Annotated in this window: 16 protein-coding genes; 5 read left to right on the top strand and 11 right to left on the bottom strand. The window is 50.7% G+C overall.

Annotation, left to right across the window (positions count from 1 at the left end; genetic code table 11):
- Positions 1-20 precede the first annotated feature (20 nt).
- Positions 21-905, top strand: a complete 885-nt coding sequence (locus DXA36_RS10615; RefSeq protein ID WP_118678911.1) for a LysR family transcriptional regulator — start codon at positions 21-23, stop codon at positions 903-905.
- Positions 906-948: 43 nt separating this feature from the next.
- On the opposite strand, the gene DXA36_RS10610 is transcribed toward DXA36_RS10615, so the two are convergent.
- The 5 genes from DXA36_RS10610 to DXA36_RS10590 form a co-directional block, all read right to left on the bottom strand.
- Complete coding sequence (locus DXA36_RS10610) at positions 949-1179, bottom strand: type II toxin-antitoxin system MqsA family antitoxin (protein ID WP_118678909.1); 231 nt, start codon at positions 1177-1179, stop codon at positions 949-951.
- Between the two features lie 2 nt (positions 1180-1181).
- Positions 1182-1493, bottom strand: a complete 312-nt coding sequence (locus tag DXA36_RS10605) for a DUF4258 domain-containing protein (RefSeq protein WP_118678907.1) — start codon at positions 1491-1493, stop codon at positions 1182-1184.
- An 81-nt stretch (positions 1494-1574) separates the two neighbouring features.
- Positions 1575-2234, bottom strand: coding sequence for an HAD family hydrolase (locus DXA36_RS10600; protein WP_118678905.1), 660 nt, complete (start codon positions 2232-2234; stop codon positions 1575-1577).
- Positions 2235-2309: 75 nt separating this feature from the next.
- Complete coding sequence (locus DXA36_RS10595) at positions 2310-5075, bottom strand: glycoside hydrolase family 3 protein (protein WP_118678903.1); 2766 nt, start codon at positions 5073-5075, stop codon at positions 2310-2312.
- Positions 5076-5267: 192 nt separating this feature from the next.
- Positions 5268-6407 (bottom strand): Gfo/Idh/MocA family protein, encoded by a 1140-nt coding sequence (locus tag DXA36_RS10590; protein ID WP_118678901.1) that lies wholly within the window; start codon positions 6405-6407, stop codon positions 5268-5270.
- A gap of 221 nt (positions 6408-6628) precedes the next feature.
- Here DXA36_RS10590 and DXA36_RS10585 point away from each other — a divergent pair, with 221 nt between their 5' ends.
- Positions 6629-7495 carry a helix-turn-helix domain-containing protein gene (locus tag DXA36_RS10585; RefSeq protein ID WP_147366571.1) on the top strand — a complete coding sequence of 289 codons (867 nt, stop codon included), beginning with the start codon at positions 6629-6631 and terminating at the stop codon, positions 7493-7495.
- Here DXA36_RS10585 and DXA36_RS10580 read toward each other — a convergent pair.
- The 4 genes from DXA36_RS10580 to DXA36_RS10565 all read right to left on the bottom strand — a co-directional run bounded on the left by DXA36_RS10580 (position 7470) and on the right by DXA36_RS10565 (position 10897).
- A complete protein-coding gene (locus tag DXA36_RS10580) occupies positions 7470-8351 on the bottom strand; it encodes a sensor histidine kinase (protein ID WP_147366570.1) in 882 nt (293 codons plus the stop codon). The genes DXA36_RS10585 and DXA36_RS10580 overlap by 26 nt on opposite strands.
- A gap of 36 nt (positions 8352-8387) precedes the next feature.
- Positions 8388-9194, bottom strand: a complete 807-nt coding sequence (locus DXA36_RS10575) for an ABC transporter permease subunit (protein ID WP_118678895.1) — start codon at positions 9192-9194, stop codon at positions 8388-8390.
- The gene (locus DXA36_RS10570; RefSeq protein WP_118678893.1) at positions 9187-10137 is read right to left on the bottom strand and encodes an ATP-binding cassette domain-containing protein; all 951 of its coding nucleotides are present in this window, start codon (positions 10135-10137) and stop codon (positions 9187-9189) included. The genes DXA36_RS10575 and DXA36_RS10570 overlap by 8 nt, the downstream gene beginning before the upstream one ends.
- A gap of 88 nt (positions 10138-10225) precedes the next feature.
- On the bottom strand, positions 10226-10897 hold the full coding sequence (locus DXA36_RS10565) for a response regulator transcription factor (protein WP_118678891.1): 672 nt from the start codon (positions 10895-10897) through the stop codon (positions 10226-10228).
- 353 nt (positions 10898-11250) lie between these two features.
- Between DXA36_RS10565 and vanR the strand changes: the two genes are divergently transcribed.
- The 3 genes from vanR (at position 11251) to DXA36_RS10545 (ending at position 14172) form a co-directional block, all read left to right on the top strand.
- A complete protein-coding gene (gene vanR / locus DXA36_RS10555) occupies positions 11251-11946 on the top strand; it encodes a VanR-ABDEGLN family response regulator transcription factor (protein WP_118678889.1) in 696 nt (231 codons plus the stop codon).
- Positions 11936-13072, top strand: a complete 1137-nt coding sequence (locus DXA36_RS10550) for a sensor histidine kinase (protein WP_330425010.1) — start codon at positions 11936-11938, stop codon at positions 13070-13072. The genes vanR and DXA36_RS10550 overlap by 11 nt, the downstream gene beginning before the upstream one ends.
- Before the next feature lie 80 nt (positions 13073-13152).
- On the top strand, positions 13153-14172 hold the full coding sequence (locus tag DXA36_RS10545) for a D-alanyl-D-alanine carboxypeptidase family protein (protein WP_243114608.1): 1020 nt from the start codon (positions 13153-13155) through the stop codon (positions 14170-14172).
- Positions 14173-14266: 94 nt separating this feature from the next.
- On the opposite strand, the gene DXA36_RS10540 is transcribed toward DXA36_RS10545, so the two are convergent.
- Together DXA36_RS10540 and DXA36_RS10535 are read right to left on the bottom strand one after the other, a co-directional pair.
- Entirely contained in the window at positions 14267-14833 is a 567-nt protein-coding gene (locus DXA36_RS10540) for an aminotriazole resistance protein (RefSeq protein ID WP_118678887.1), read from the bottom strand.
- Positions 14834-14860: 27 nt separating this feature from the next.
- Positions 14861-15640, bottom strand: coding sequence for a creatininase family protein (locus DXA36_RS10535; RefSeq protein WP_118678885.1), 780 nt, complete (start codon positions 15638-15640; stop codon positions 14861-14863).
- Between the last annotated feature and the right edge of the window lie 90 nt (positions 15641-15730).

Raw genomic sequence — 15730 nt, 5'->3', positions numbered from 1 at the left:
AAGAATAAATAGGAGTCCTTATGAATATCGATTATCTGAAAGAATTTGTGGTTCTCGCCGATACCGGCAATTTTTCCAGGGCTGCGGATGCTCTTTTCCTCTCCCAGTCCAGTCTGTCCAAACATATAAAAGCGATGGAACAGGAGCTTGCCATTCCTCTTTTCCGGCGTACCACGCGCCGTCTTGAACTCACGGAGGATGGAATGTCTTTTCTTACTTATGCCCGCCAGATATCCCGCCTTCAATATGAATATGAAACGGCGCTCTACCACTCCCGGGAGAGAAAGAAAACCACCCTCACCATAGGTTCCATTCCGGTGATGGCCCAATACGGCATAACAGATACCATCCTTCTTTTTAACCAGAGCAATTCCTCCTTTCATGTGCATGTTCTGGAGGAAGAATCCACCGTTCTGAAGCAGATGCTGCGGGACGGCAAATGTGAACTGGCTTTTATCCGGGAAGGAGAAGAAACGGAACCGGATTTTGTCCATATCCCCTATACAGCCGACCGTCTCGCCGCAGTATGCTCTCCTGCCGCTTTCCCAAAAGAGGATACCCAACTCCCTCTTTCCCGGCTAAAAAAAGAAAAGCTCCTTCTGTTGAACGAAGGAACTCTTCTTTATTCTCTCTGTATCAGGGCCTGTGAGGAAGCAGGCTTTACTCCCGGTGTCTCTTATACCAGCCACCGGATTGAAAACATAATCGATCTGGTTTCCAAAAATATGGGAATCGGCCTGCTGATGCAAAAGCAGGCCGCCTATTATGCGAACAACGCAGATATCCGGATTCTTCCCGTCGAACCGGAGCTGACTACACACATTGATCTTTGCTATAGAAAAGGCCACAATCTGTCCCCTATCGCAAAGCATTTCGTATCCTGTGTCAATCTCAGCAGAAAATGAACATTGGCAAATTGAGCATACCCAGATATACTCTATCTATTCTCTATGCGACTTTATCTGAATAATGTACCACCGCAATCTCTGTCATGGCATCTTTCATTTTATTTACAATTCTTTCTAATTGTCCTGCCACTTCATTGCTATAAGATACCTCGCCGCACTGTGAACATACCTGTGACGGAACATCTTTTACAATAATAATACATGTTCCCAGATCAGCAATGAAATTGGTCAATTTATCTTCCAATGAACCTTTACACATAAAACACTTCATAATCAGGACTCCTTTCTGGCCTTAAAATCATCTGACCACTTCTCTTTGTCTGGATAATAAACAGTAATCAACCATACTTCTCCTTCGCCAACTCCACAAACAACATGTATAGTTTCGTTACCTATTGTATGCCCTATAATCAAACAGCTTGGATATGGATAATCGTCTGGATAATCCTCTATGATTTCTCCTCCCATAATAGCATTTACCGCATCCTGCATACTAATATTTCGTTGAACCATACGGAGAAACATATGATTCGTCCAACGCAATGCTTTTTTACTACATAGCTCCTGTATCTTTTTAATATCCATATCCTTATCCTTTCCTATATATTTTTTATTATAGCAAAGATATAACCTTTTTGCAGAAATATCTGCTTAAACAGCGGACATTTAATGTATAGGAGCAACACCCGGAAGTTCCAGAATATCCCGGAGCCTGCCCACTTCAAAATCAGCCAGGGAACGGTCAAATCCGAACCGATCATCCACAAGGGCGGCGACCTGCATTCCGGCCCGATGGGCTGCGGTTATACCGGCGGTGGAATCCTCTACAACGAGGCATTCGCCGGCCCCGACACCAAGCGAGACCGCTGTATGGATGTAAATTTCCGGATCCGGTTTACTCCGGTAAAAGCTTTCTCCGCTGACCACAAGTTCAAAATAATGCCGGATTCCATTATCCGCCAATATTTTCTCCACGATTGCCAGCCCGTTGGAGGAAGCCAGCGCCAGGCGGATTCCCTTTTCCTTCAGCTTCTGAAGGACCTCCCGGGCCTCCTCCCTGAAAATGCTTGTGAAATCCAGCGACGGATAGGTAACAACCACCTTTTCCTTATACTCTGCCAGAAGCTCCTGCCAGCGCATCCCATTGTGCACCGCTTTTGCCACAATGCCCCAGCTGCCCTCGGAGGAGCGTCCCACGGTAGGCTTAAGCTCCTCCAGGGTTACCCCGGGATTCTTCTCTTTTGCAAACTGGTAGCGCAGGTTCAGATACAGCATCTCGCTGTCTACCAGAACCCCGTCCATATCAAAAATCACTGCCCTTATCATAAGTTATTTCCCCTTCACAGTTCCTGCAAAAATCCCGAATCGCCTCTTCTTTTTCTTTTCCTGGCAACACGGCTGTCAGAATTCTTCTTTAAGAATCATCTTAACTTCTTTCAGTTCCAGACCGGACTGTCCGAAGTAAAACCGTAGATATTGGTGCGGGAAACGGAATTCCCCCATATCCGCGCTGCGTGTCACCCATTCTCCGTTTGTCCCGTTGATGGTAAAGGTAATTACCACTCCATGGTTCATGAAAACAGACATGGGCACCTGGGCCAGTTCTCCCCCGCTGCATCTGGCGGTTATCTGCATAGCGTAGACACCCTTGTGAAGCAGTTTTACCCCCAGGACGGTGGAAGCCCCTTTTTCCGTGGAAAGCGATGAGATATCCAGCGCCGTATCCCTGCCAACCTCCTGATATTCCAAATCAAAGAACTGTGCATCTTCTCCGGCACTTTCCCGCTGTTCCTTCCGTTCTTCCGGGGAAATCCGATCCAGGAAACGATCCATAACAGGCAGGCGCATCAGTACGCTGCAGATATTCCGGGCGCTGCGCAGCAGCTCCCCTCTTGTCAGCCTTCCTGCCGCCAGGCCTTCCATGGTATTGTCCTCCCCGGTATTGGCCGCCGCATCGGATACCACCATATACAGGTCATTCTGTGCCCGGACCATCGCCGTCGTATTCCGGGTATCCCCATTTTCCCCTTCCTCATTCATCTTCGCCCACCAGTCTGTCATAACCAGGCCGTCAAAGCCCCATTCCTTTCTCAGGATCGTGGTGAGCAAATCGTAGCTTCCTGCCGTCCACAGGCCGTTCACAGGCCCATAGGTGCTCATGATGGAAAGCGCCTTTCCTTCCTTCACCGCTATTTCAAAACCTTTTAAATAAATTTCCCGCAGCGCTCTTTCCGAAATCACCGCATCCGCCAGGTTTCTCGAGAATTCCTGGTTATTTCCCGCAAAATGCTTAATCGTACCGCTGGTACCGGCTTTGCCCATCCCCTTCAGCTGGGCGGCCGCCATCTTGCCTGTAAGATAGGGATCCTCGCTGAAATATTCAAAATTCCTTCCGTTCAGGGGATTTCTGTGGATGTTCATGCCGGGTCCCAGAAGAAGATCCACCTGGTTACGCCGCAGCTCCAGTCCTTCTTTCTCAAACAGCCTCTCCACCAGCTCCACATGAAAGGTGCAGGCCAGGGAAGTGCCGTTCGGCAGGCTGAAGGCATGCGTACCGCAATCCATCCGGATGCCGGAGGGACCATCCGCACAGCAGCCCACAGGTATCCCGAAATGTTCCAGACGCTCTGTGACACCGCCGAATGCGCCGGCCGTTCCGGGTGTCACCTTCGGGGAACACATTCCCTCTCCCCGCACCATACAGGCCAGATCCTCGTCGGTCAGCTGCGCAAGGAAATCTGCCAGATCCGCCTTTTTATCATAGACATCCCCGAGACGTATGCCCTTGTCACCGGTGCAGACAGGCGATGCAGGTCTGTTTTCGAGGATTCTTTCCGCCAAATCCACACTTCTCAGAGGCACAGTCTCCTGCACCATGCGGAAGGATTCCCCCTCTCCCACCGGCCTCATGCGGTCAAACGCCGTCACAGGGGCCAAAGCTTCCTCCAGCTGCTGCGTCACGACGGTTTCCTTCTGCTCAAAGGCCCCTGCAAAGGTTGCACTGCGCACATCTGCCCCCACATAGAAGCAATAGCTTCCTTCCTCCAGCACATAGCAGGATTTATGTCCGGCAGCACCGCTGTCATCGTAAGAGGCCAGTTCTTTTTTAGGGATACGCAAGGAAAAGGACTCTTCCTCTCCCGGCCGGAGCACCCCTGTTTTCCGGAAGGCTGCCAGGCTGCGAAGCGGTTTTCCCAGCCGTCCCTGAGGCGGATTGGCATACACCTGCACCACCTCTTTGCCGGCCGCCGTCCCCGTATTTGTCACACGTACCTGCAGATGAACGGTATCCCCTTCATCAAGAAACGTTTCGGTTTTTATGGCAAACTCCGTATAAGACAGGCCGAAACCGAATGGATAAAGGACCTTGTCCTTTGCCGCCGTTTCAAAATAGCGGTAACCCACATAAATATCTTCCGCATAGATATTTCTGTCTTTATCACCGAACCCTGCCGTTGAAGGATAGTCCTCTATGGAAGCGGCAATGGTGTCACTGAGTTTTCCGCAGGGGCTGACTCTCCCTGTAAGCACATCCGCCACGCCGTTCCCGCCTTCCATACCGCCCTGCCATACATAGAGGACTGCGGACGGATCACAGCTTTCCACCCATTTCATATCAATAATATTTCCCACGTTCAGGAGAACTGCGGTTCTGGCAAAATGCCTGCTTACGGTACGGATCAGCTGTTCTTCCTTATCCGTGAGCAGGTAGCTTCCCGGCTCCGCTTTGGTATCCTGATCTTCTCCTGCCGTACGCCCGATAATTACCAGAGCCACATCGCTTACCTGTGCCGCACGGGCTGCCGTCTCCTCCTCCAGTGGCATCTCTTCCTGGGACCATGGCTCCTGTCCCCAGCCTTTTCCTTTATCAAAAGGATGATCCGAACACCACTTTTCATAGACGCCGGCCAGTTCCTCGTTCACCCGCACTTCTTTTTCCGCCCGCAGCGCATCCAGAATTCCTGTCACGTAATGGGTATTCACCAAACCGCCGGAACCGGTGCCGCTTTTATAGTAGGTAAACTGTATCCTGCCGAATACCGATACGGTTTCCCCTTCTTTTACAGGCAGCGTATTGTTTTCATTCTTCAGCAGCACACAGCCCTCCGCCACAGCCTGTCTTGCAAGCTGCCTGTATTCTTCCATATCCAGATAATACTTTCCCATGGTTCCTCCCTTTTCCTGTGCCCTCCGGCTTATGTAGGAGCCTGCTGTCCGCCGTCGCAGGACGGCTTTTCCGGAATGGGCTTTTCTTTTATTCTCTTATATTATACATAAAAAAGGCATCCGGTAAATATGATTCTTTCACCGGATGCCTTTTTTTCTCTGTGAAGGCTGTATTCCTGAAAAATCCCCTCGTTACGCTTTTCCAAACGCCGGCACCTCTATTTCCGCTCCATCCTGCATGGCGGATAAATGGGCGCAGATTCCTGCCGCCGTAATATTAGCCCCTAACGTTTCATCAATTGCCGCTTTCCTGTTTTCCAGAATGCTTGTTAAAAATTCATGCACCAGATGGGGATGGGAGCCATGATGGCCGCCCGCCGCCCCGCCGAGTAAGGATTCCTGCGGATTCAGCGGATCATAACTCCCCCCTACGGTATGCTTCTGGATTTCCTCCGGCAGCATGCGGTAATAATTGGGCATTGCCTCCTCCTTCACCACGGTAGTTCCCCCGCGCCTTCCATCTTCCGCCTTTACAGCCCTGGTAATAATCGGATTGTCACCATCTGCAAACCCCCACTCAAAGCTGGCTTCGCTTCCATAGATGAACATCCCTTCCTGATAGACCCTTGCCGTTTCAAACAGAGTTCTTGTGGCTTCTCCCTTCAGACCGTTTTCAAAGGAAAAGATGGCACTTTCCACCGGATACGGATTCTTATATTGCTCGTACAGCCAGTCCTCCATCGTCCCCGAACCGAAGCAATGAACCCTGGTGATCCGGGAACCGGCCATGGCCCTCATAGGCGCTATGGCATGGGTTCCATACCACATGGGCGGCAGCCCCATCCAATAGGAAGGCCAGTTCGCCATATCCTGATAATGCGACCCCCGCAGGAACTGGATTTTACCGAATTCTCCTTTTTCCTGCATTTCCCTGGCATAAAAGAATTGTCTGGTATAAAGGGTTGTCTCCATCATCATATAGTTTTTACCGCTCTTTTCCACCGCTTCCATAATATCCCGGATCTCATCCAGGGAGGTCGCCATGGGGACCGTACACGCACAATGCTTCCCGGCGTTCAAAACCGCTACGGTCTGCTTCGCATGCAGGGGGATCGGCGTAACCAGATGCACCGCGTCCACCGCCTCGTCTTCCAGGATTTCCTCAAAGCTGTGATACTGTTTCTCAATGCCGTGCGCCGCGGAAAACGCCTCCATTATTCCGGCATCCGTATCAAATATCCCGATACTCTCCACTGCCGGATAATCCTTATAAATTGGTACAAATGCCCCTCCGAATCCTAATCCCACAAGAACCACATTTAATTTCTTCATATTCTCTCCTATCCGCGCATCCTCGTAAAACGGGAGATGTCCGCATTTTTGCTGCCATTTTCAGCCGTTGCCGTCCGCAGACGCGGATGCATGCAGCGAGTACACGATTTGGCCCGGACCACAGCTGATAAACCCAGTATAAAGACAGGCAGCACCCATGTCCATTGACAAAAGGGAAAGAAAATGTATATTATGGAAGCAGTGAAAGAGAGGAGATATTTATGCCGTTTTATAATTTTGGATGCAGCCGGCAGATCAGCGCGGCAAATTACATTTATTATGCCGATGGATGCCCCCACCCCGACCGGGTTATGGAAGAACATGATTTTGTATATATGATAAATGGGCAATGGGAAATCCTGCAGAACGAGGATACCATACAAGCGGGAAATGATGATGTATTTATCCTGCACGCAGGGCAGCACCATTTCGGAAGAAAGAACTGTACGCCGGGAACGCGGACCATTTACTTTCATATTTCCTGTGCGTCAAAGGATTCCTACAGCTGCAATACTGCGGCGCCCGACGGTGCCCTTCTGCCATCTTTAATCCATTGCGGCAACTTCCCGAGGGTCAAGCTCTTATTCCAGGAGCTCACCTCCATCTGGCATTCTCCCTCGCCGAACAAAATGAAAAAAACGGATGCCGTCTTTACTCTCCTGCTGCTGGAGCTGGAGGACTGCTGTACCCAGAATTCCTGCGCACAGGACGGTCTGCTGACGCAGGCCCTTGCCATAACCGCACAAAACCCGCAGATGTTCTACAAAACAGCGGAGCTGGCCATTCAGCTGGGCGTATGCGGCAAAACACTGAACCAACGTTTCCGGGAAAATTACGGTAAAACCTTCTATCAATATCAAGTAGAAGAAAAAATCCACCAGGTTCAGCAGTTTCTGCTGGATTATCCGGATTCCAAGCTTCAGGCCGTTGCTCTGAATTTCGGTTTTTACGACGAATTCCACCTGAATAAAACCTTCAAAAAATATACAGGAATGCCTCCCGGCCTGTACCGGAAGGCGGTTGCCGGAAGTGCCGGCCGGGACATGTCCCCCGGAGGAACACTCACCTGCACAGAAACCGGAGCGTGATCGTCAGGCCGCCCTCCTGTACCGATGCCCGGGCACTGCCGCCCATTTTTTCCATAAGACTCTCCACGCTTGCCAGCCCCAGTCCGGCTCCCCCGGAATGCCGGGAAGAATCCGCACGGTAAAAGCGCTGGAACAGCCTTTCCGGATCCAATTCCTCCGGGTGTTCCACCGGATTGGTAAAGGAGAGCTCTTTCCCTTCCTGACGGATCTCCAGCCTGCCGCTGCCATATCGGATCGCATTCTGCACCAGATTGGCAAAAATACGCCGCAGGGCTTCCTCCGAAGCAAAGACCGTCCCTCCCTCTTCCGGCAAATCCAGTTCCGGTTCCACACCGGCGGCGGTCAGCTTATGGTAAAAACCGGCCAGCACATCACAAAGCACAGGAAACGTTTCCACTTCCCCGCACTGGATTTGGTACTCGTCATTGGACAGCTTGGTAAACAGAAAAAGCTCCTCCAGCAGACTCTCCAAATCCTCCAGTCTGCGGCGGATAACAGAAAGATACCCCTTCTGTACCGGCGTATCCGATACCTTTTCAAGCAGCTGCAGATATCCTGCCGCGCCGGTCAGAGGCGTACGGATATCATGTGACACGCAGGATATGGCGGCTTTAAGCTCCCGTCCCATGTTCTCCTGACGGATACGGGCCTGCTGCCCTTTTTCCAGCCGTTCATTCACCGCCCGGCAGCAGCGGCGGAAAGCGCGGCTGCGCACGCTGGTGCCCAGCCGGAGATTACTGTTTTCATCCGTTTCCGTAAGCTGCTTTGCCCATTCCTCCAGCTGTCTTTCACTGCTCCACAGCCGGAGGATCAGCAGAAGAAGCAAAATTCCCAACACACCCGCAACGAATCCCATATTGCCGCCTCCCACACGGATTTCTTACCTGTTACCCTAAATGTCCTTTTTATACAATGCCAGCAGACTCAGAACCGTCCAGACTGCCAGCCAGATACCGGCAATCACCGCGGCCCCGGCAGAAGGGCCTCCCTGGGTTACGCTCGCGGTTATTGCCTGCACACTGCCGTAAAGGGTTCTGTCTATAATGGAGATTCCCCAGTTTCCAAGCAGTGCTTCCAGCATAACCGTCACAATCCCTCCGGGAAGGACAATCGCTGCCGCAATCCCGGCCCCCTCACTGCGCAGCCATACGCTCAAAAATATCGCCTGGGCACAAAAGGCCGTTCCGACAAACAGATAACCCAGAAAAACCTTCAGATATTCATCAATCCCGCTCCTTACGAAATTCATTCCTCCCAGGAGAGAGCTTATCCGAAAGACGAGAAAGCTTCCCAAAATCCACAAGGCGCATACTGCGATCATGCATAAAAGCTTACTAAAAAAATAACGCCACCGGCTTCCGCAGAAAGAAAAAATATTTTTGGCAAAGCCGCTGCTGTAATCCGTACAGACAAATAATACCACCACGATATACAGTGCCACATAAATGAAGCCGCCGCTGTAAATCGTTGTACACAATGCCTGCATTTCCGTCAGGGCACGAATGGCATCAAAGTCGGCCTGATCTCCCGCCGTAATATCCACCCCCGCATCGACCGCCTGCTGACGAAGCTCGGGATCCGTCACTGTACGCAGGGTGATAATGGAAATCAGAATTCCTGCCGCCAGGCAGAAAAATGCAACATACATCATTTTAGACCGGAACATCCGGCGTAAATCCATGCGCAGCATATTAAGCATTTTCCCCACCTCCCATCAGCTCCAGGAAGTATTCTTCCAAATCCCTCCGATGCAGGTAAAGCTCCTGAACCACGATTCCTCTCCCCGTAAGGGCACGGCTCACCTTGTCACTTTCACATATATCAAAAATAAGAAGCTGTCCCCCGGGCCTGACCTCATAACGGACGATACCCAGATCCTGTTCCAGACAGACGGCCGCCTCCTTCGGCTTATCCACTCTCACATGCAGATAATCCCGGCAGTTTTCCTCCAGCTCCTGTGCCGTAATTTCCGTCACCATCCTTCCGTCCCGGATCACGCCGTAACGGGTTGCCAGCTTGCTCAGCTCACCCAGGATGTGGGAGCTTAACAGGATTGTAATGCCTTTTTCCTGATTCAGTTTCAGAAGGAGTGTGCGTACCTCCGCCATTCCTTCAGGATCCAGGCCGTTGATAGGCTCATCGAGGATTAAAAGATCCGGATTTCCCAGAAGGGCCATGGCAATCCCCAGACGCTGCTTCATTCCCATGGAAAACTGCTTGGTTTTCTTCTTGCCGGTATCCGAAAGACCCGTCAGCAGAAGCAGCTCCTGCACCTTCTGCAGAACATAAGGATGGCCCGCCAAGCGTGGCGTACGTTGTTTTTCATCCACCAGCCCCAGACAGGTGGCCTTCAGCATCATATTTTCCCGGGCGCTCAGATTCGGGTAAATTCCGGGGCTTTCCACCAGAATTCCTGTCCTTTTCCTGGAAACGCTGTCGGAAACCGGTTTTCCAAAAATCGATATCTGCCCCGAGGTAGGTGCCGCCAGGGCACACAGCATTTTCAGCGCTGTGGATTTTCCCGCCCCGTTCTTCCCTATAAATCCGTAAATATCGCCCTCATGAACGGACATGGACAGATTGTCCACCGCACGTTTCTGTCCGTAGGATTTGCAGAGCGCTTTTGTCTGTACTACTTCCATTATGTGAGTACCTCCTTGCTTTGATATCTCTACTATCGCAGAAAGAAGTGGAGAAATCGCAAAGAAAAGATAAAGAAAAAGTTAAATGTTATTCCGCCATCTTAAATCCGATTCCCCACACAGTCTGAATATAGTCCTGCGCCCCTGCCGCGCGCAGCTTTGCACGGATATTGCTCACATGCACATTTATCGTCTTATCTTCTATAAAAGCATCCTGCTGCCACACGGCTTCGTATATTTCCTGCCTTGTAAAAACCTTTTTGGGATGACGCATCATAAGCTCCACAATACCCAGCTCATGGGCCGTTAACTCCACCAACGTTCCTCCCGCCTTCAATGACCTGCCCTCCCGGTCAATCGTCCAGTCTTTAAAAACAAGCTCCTTTTCTCCCCTTATGCTGCCTCTGTGGCGGAGCTGCACCTGGATGCGTACCCACAACTCTTCCAGTTCAAAAGGCTTGGTGAGGTAATCGTCCGCCCCTCCGCCAAGAAGCTCCACCTTGTCCTCCAGCGCATTTTTGGCGGTGAGCACTATCACCGGAATCCGGCTGACCGCGCGGATCTGTCTGATCAGCTCCTCACCGGAAAGCCCGGGCAGCATCAAATCCAGAAGAAGCAGATCAAACTCCTTCATCTGCCAAAGCAGCCGTCCCTCCGTCCCGGAAAAAGCCTGTTCCGCTTCACAGCCCTTTTCCCGCAGGAATTCCGCAGTCATATTGTTGATATCCGTATCGTCCTCGATGAGTAGAATCCGTGTCATTTCTGCTATCTGTCTCCTTTCCTGCTTCTTTACCGAATATGCCCCATGGAAAACGAACAGCCATAGAAACGATTACCAGCATTAGCTCCTTTTTTGGCAACACGCAGTATCAGGGTCCCTCCACAACAGGGACAGTGCTTTGCCATTTTCAAAACCGTCCCGAACTAATACAATAATATAAAAAATTCTACCGTTTTGCAATGAAAGAATAGAAATCTGAATACACCGGCTTTAAGCTAAACATGCCATTTCCTTCACAAATTAGGAAAATCTTAATATTTTGTGAGGAAAACCATTACAAACCCCGTTCCTTTTTCTGTTATGATAGGATATGTTAACAGGAGGCAGCCATTATGAGGGAAAAAATACTTGTTGTAGACGACGAACAGGAAATTGCAGATCTGGTGACCCTGTTTCTGCAAAGTGAAAATTATGAAGTTTTTAAATATTACACCGCCCGGGAGGCGCTGGAATGCATCCGCGGGGAAGTGCTGGATATGGCCATACTGGATGTGATGATGCCGGAAACAAACGGGTTTCAGTTATGCCGGACAATCAGGGAACAGCATACGTATCCTGTTATCATGCTCACGGCCAGGGGCGAGGAAATTGATAAAATAAACGGACTTACCCTGGGTGCCGACGATTATATCACCAAGCCCTTCCGGCCGCTGGAGCTGATTGCCCGGGTAAAAGCCCAGCTTCGCCGGTATAAGCACTACAATACCGGTACGGAGCAGACAGAGGAGCTTATCTCCCATTCAGGCCTGGTGCTGAATACCAGAACCCATGAATGCACCCTGAATGAGAAACCGCTTACCCTGACACCCACGGAATTCTCCATTCTGTCTATCCTGTGTCGGCAAAAGGGCAGCGTGGTGAGTGCGGAGGATCTTTTCCATCAGGTCTGGGGCGATGAATATTTCAACAAGAGCAATAACACAATTACCGTCCATATCCGTCATCTGCGGGAAAAGATGGACGATTCCTTTGAGGATCCGAAATACATTAAGACAGTCTGGGGGTGCGGTTATAAAATTGAAACGTAAATTCTCTTTTTATGGAAAACTTGCCGTATCCATAGGCGCAGGCATTTTTTTCTGCCTGTTCCTGTATTACCTGGTGGATAATATATCGAATGGAGCCGTGCTGGACTGGTTTGATACCAATTATATGATTACGCAAGCATCCTTTCCTGATGATTCCGGGCTGGAACGAATCACCCGCATGCCGAACTGGGTCAAGCTGAAAAATCTTCTGCTGCGCACCCTTAGCATCACGGTAAGTCTTTGGATCGCTTCCGTTTATTTCATCTCCCGCTTGTCTTCCTCACGCAGTGAGCGCAACGCCCTGCGCAAAGCGGGCGAAATAATCCATAGCTGTATGACACAGGACAGGGATGTTTCCGATAGGTTCCCGGAGGAATACGCGGGGATTTCCGCCCAAATCGTACAGATCAAATCCAAAATGCTCCGTCACGAACAGATTCTGAAGGAAGAGGCCGCCCGGAAAAACGACCTGATCACTTACCTTGCCCACGATCTGAAAACTCCGCTGACCTCTGTTATCGGCTACCTCAGCCTTCTGGATGAAGCGCCGGACATGCCTGCAAAGCAAAAAGCGAGATATACGCATATTGCACTGGATAAGGCCAACCGTCTGGAAAAGCTCATTAATGAATTCTTTGAAATCACCCGGTATAACCTCCAGCAGATTGTTCTGGAAAAAGAACGGGTTGATTTGTATTATCTCCTGGTACAGCTGACGGATGAATTCTATCCGGTACTCTCTGCCCATGGCAATACGATAGAACTGTCGGCGGATGAAAAATGTACCCTTTACGGAGATCCGGAAAAACTGGCAAGAGTATTCAATAACCTGCTGAAAAACGCGATCCATTACAGTTATCCGGGCACTCCTATCGATATCCTTGTAGAAGAGGAAGCCGATCAGATCATCCTCCTTTTCCGCAACCGGGGGAAAACCATTTCCCGGCAGCAGCTTACTTCTATTTTTGATAAATTTTTCCGTCTGGACGATGCCCGTAATTCCCATACCGGAGGCGCGGGCCTGGGGTTGGCTATTGCCCGGGAGATCATCACCCTGCACGGCGGAACCATTTCGGCAGACAGCGAGAAGGAACTCACCACATTCCGCGTGAGCCTGCCCTTATAAACGATATCTTCCGGCAGGGCCGTCACCCGGAAAACAGCGGCGGCATTCTCTTCAGTCATTCAGGAAAGGCAGGTCTACTTATGAAATCGGAAGCTACTATACAAAGACGAAAAAGACAGCGCAGAAGAAGGCGCAGGCGCATCCGGCGGTTTTGCACCCTATTGGTGATTATTATGATAGCCGGCCTCACCGTGTTTATCTCCGGCCAAATAATTCTCCGGCAGGAAAATGCAGGAAATGTGTCCGGCTATTCCGTTTCCCCGGAATACACAGGTCCGGAGGAAGAATCCGAAGAGCCTCTTCTTACGGTGGATGTGGAGCGGCTTTACAGCCCTGTATGTATTTTGGAGGAGCTGGACAGCGGTGAAATCCTGGCGTCCCGGCAGAAGTCGGAACGGATTTATCCGGCATCCCTGACCAAAATCATGACGGCTATACTCGCTATTGAAAATACACCGGATTTGGATCAGATGATTCCCCTGCCGGACTCCCTTTTTTCCACGCTATACATCCAGAACGCTTCCATGGCCGGCTTTCAGCCCGGGGAGGAAGCGAGCGCCAGGGATCTGCTTTACGGCATACTGCTGCCTTCCGGTGCGGAATGCTGCCTGGCTTTTGCCGATCATATCGCCGGGTCGGAACGGGATTTTGTGGGGATGATGAATCGGAAAGCCGATCAGCTGGGCATGGAAAATACACATTTCTGCAATTCCACCGGCCTGCATGAGGAAGATCATTACTCCACGGCGGAGGATATCGCCATTTTGCTCCGCTATGCCCTGGCGAATGAGGAATTCCGGAAGGCTTTTACCACAAGCCGTTACAGCACATCTCCCACCGACCTGCACCCGGACGGCTTTACCTTTTCCAGCTCCATGTTTCAGTATATGGATACCCCACAGATTCCCGGCGGGGAAATCCTTGGCGGCAAAACCGGTTATACCAGCGAGGCGGGGCTGTGCCTGGCAAGTCTGGCCCGGATAGGGGATACCGAATATATTCTTGTCACCGCCGGAGCCGCCGGCGACCATCAGACGAAAGCCTATCATATCCTGGACGCGGAATCGGTTTACGGCCAGATTGGGAAGAACCTGCGATAGCCGTACGCATAAAAAGGACCGCTTCCGGCAGATAACTGCCGGGAAGCGGCCCTTCCTGGTTACGCGTAAGTTTTTCTTTTCCTAACCCGATGTCTTAAATATAAGGCACGATATTTCTGATATTCTTCATTCTCTTGGCAAGCAGCAGGACAACGAAAGGTGTCAAAGCAATCGGCACAACATCCGCAATACCAATCCAGATCACGCAATACGCATATTCCAGCCCTGCAAAGTAGGAAAGGGATATACTGGTTGTCAGGATCATCAGCACGCCGAACAGAATGCTCCAGAACAGGCTGACTGCGATGAATTTTCCTTTATTCTCAATCAGCTTCAGCAGATCCTTCTTACCGCCCTGCAGATGGATCAGGGAAGGCAGCGCTGCGGAAAGCCCTACGGAAATACCGTCCGCAAGGGGGGAATGCAGGGGAATAAAGTTCCCGGAAAGCAAAGCCCATACTATGGTTCCGATATATCCGGCAAAGAAGCCGGTTACGGGTCCGAAAAGGTAGCCGATAACTACAATGATAAATGCAAATGTCCGGAAATGAACGGCGCCCGGGATCAACGGGATGGGGCACAGATAAGCCCAAAGGACACCTGTCAGAACACCAAATACAACAAAGAAAATGATGTTAACAAATGAAAATTTTTTAGTCACTTTTTTCTCCTCCTCATTCGTGGCTGGTTAATAGCTGATTCCAGCTATTTCATTTACTATATCAAGAAGCTTCCTGCACGCGTAATCAAAAAGCTTATGACCTTTTTCAGCTGTGGCATAGGTAGGTGCGCCGATAACACCGCTTTGGGTAACATCCTTCGTCTTCCAGCCCGCATTGACAGGCCCGAATACGGTCACATATTTCTCACCCTTGAAACAGTCTGCAGGCTCTTCGTCCACGGCAAGCTCCATATGTACGGTTTCCGGCCTTGCTGCAAGCATCAGTGATGTTTCCAGCTCACAGGCATGGAACACCCCATATTTGCCGGACTGCTGCAGCCCCTCCAGCCCTTCATTCCAGAACGGCGTGAACCACCAGTCAAATACAAACACATCCAGTCCCAGGTCAATACGCAGATCACGGCTGATCATGTTCAGCATATCCGTATTGCCCCCATGGCTGTTGAAAAGCACCAGTTTTTTGAATCCGCTGGCGGAAATGGCGGCGGCAATGTCATGAAGCAGGGAATAATAGGTCTGCGTCCCGAAGGTAATCGTCCCCGCGAAGCCCATATGCTCATTGCTTTTCCCTACATTCAGCTGCGGGGCAAAAATAAGGTTTCCCGCGTCGAATTCACACTCCTTTACCATTTTATCCACCAGGGTGGAAAGGATAATAGCATCCGTTCCTACCGGCAGATGGGCGCCGTGCTGCTCCGTAGCGGAAGTCGGCAGCAGGACAATGGACTTGTCCTTATCCAGCGCCGCGATTTCATCTCTTGTCAGGTTCTCCCATTTCTTAATCATACATCCTCCGTTCTGCTGCCTCCGGCAGCGTGCTTTTGTTGAATAAACGGCAGTGCAGCCGTGGCCGTACAGCCGTGGCAGTGCAGCCGT

The sequence above is a fragment of the Eisenbergiella sp. OF01-20 genome (genome assembly GCF_003478085.1).
Classification (GTDB): domain Bacteria; phylum Bacillota; class Clostridia; order Lachnospirales; family Lachnospiraceae; genus Eisenbergiella.
The sequence above is the reverse complement of the archived record's forward strand: the minus strand, read 5'-3'. Positions and strand labels throughout refer to the sequence as shown.

Bases quoted from the DNA above. Each gene is read 5' to 3' on its own strand.
- DXA36_RS10580 (WP_147366570.1), bottom strand. From the start codon at position 8,351: ATGGGATTCGTTGCGGGTGTGTTGGGAATTTTGCTTCTTCTGCTGATC.
- DXA36_RS10590 (WP_118678901.1), bottom strand. From the start codon at position 6,407: ATGAAGAAATTAAATGTGGTTCTTGTGGGATTAGGATTCGGAGGGGCA.
- DXA36_RS10600 (WP_118678905.1), bottom strand. From the start codon at position 2,234: ATGATAAGGGCAGTGATTTTTGATATGGACGGGGTTCTGGTAGACAGC.
- DXA36_RS10575 (WP_118678895.1), bottom strand. From the start codon at position 9,194: ATGCTTAATATGCTGCGCATGGATTTACGCCGGATGTTCCGGTCTAAA.
- DXA36_RS10570 (WP_118678893.1), bottom strand. From the start codon at position 10,137: ATGGAAGTAGTACAGACAAAAGCGCTCTGCAAATCCTACGGACAGAAA.
- vanR (WP_118678889.1), top strand. From the start codon at position 11,251: ATGAGGGAAAAAATACTTGTTGTAGACGACGAACAGGAAATTGCAGAT.
- DXA36_RS10535 (WP_118678885.1), bottom strand. From the start codon at position 15,640: ATGATTAAGAAATGGGAGAACCTGACAAGAGATGAAATCGCGGCGCTG.
- DXA36_RS10565 (WP_118678891.1), bottom strand. From the start codon at position 10,897: ATGACACGGATTCTACTCATCGAGGACGATACGGATATCAACAATATG.
- DXA36_RS10605 (WP_118678907.1), bottom strand. From the start codon at position 1,493: ATGGATATTAAAAAGATACAGGAGCTATGTAGTAAAAAAGCATTGCGT.
- DXA36_RS10595 (WP_118678903.1), bottom strand. From the start codon at position 5,075: ATGGGAAAGTATTATCTGGATATGGAAGAATACAGGCAGCTTGCAAGA.
- DXA36_RS10585 (WP_147366571.1), top strand. From the start codon at position 6,629: ATGCCGTTTTATAATTTTGGATGCAGCCGGCAGATCAGCGCGGCAAAT.
- DXA36_RS10610 (WP_118678909.1), bottom strand. From the start codon at position 1,179: ATGAAGTGTTTTATGTGTAAAGGTTCATTGGAAGATAAATTGACCAAT.
- DXA36_RS10545 (WP_243114608.1), top strand. From the start codon at position 13,153: ATGAAATCGGAAGCTACTATACAAAGACGAAAAAGACAGCGCAGAAGA.
- DXA36_RS10615 (WP_118678911.1), top strand. From the start codon at position 21: ATGAATATCGATTATCTGAAAGAATTTGTGGTTCTCGCCGATACCGGC.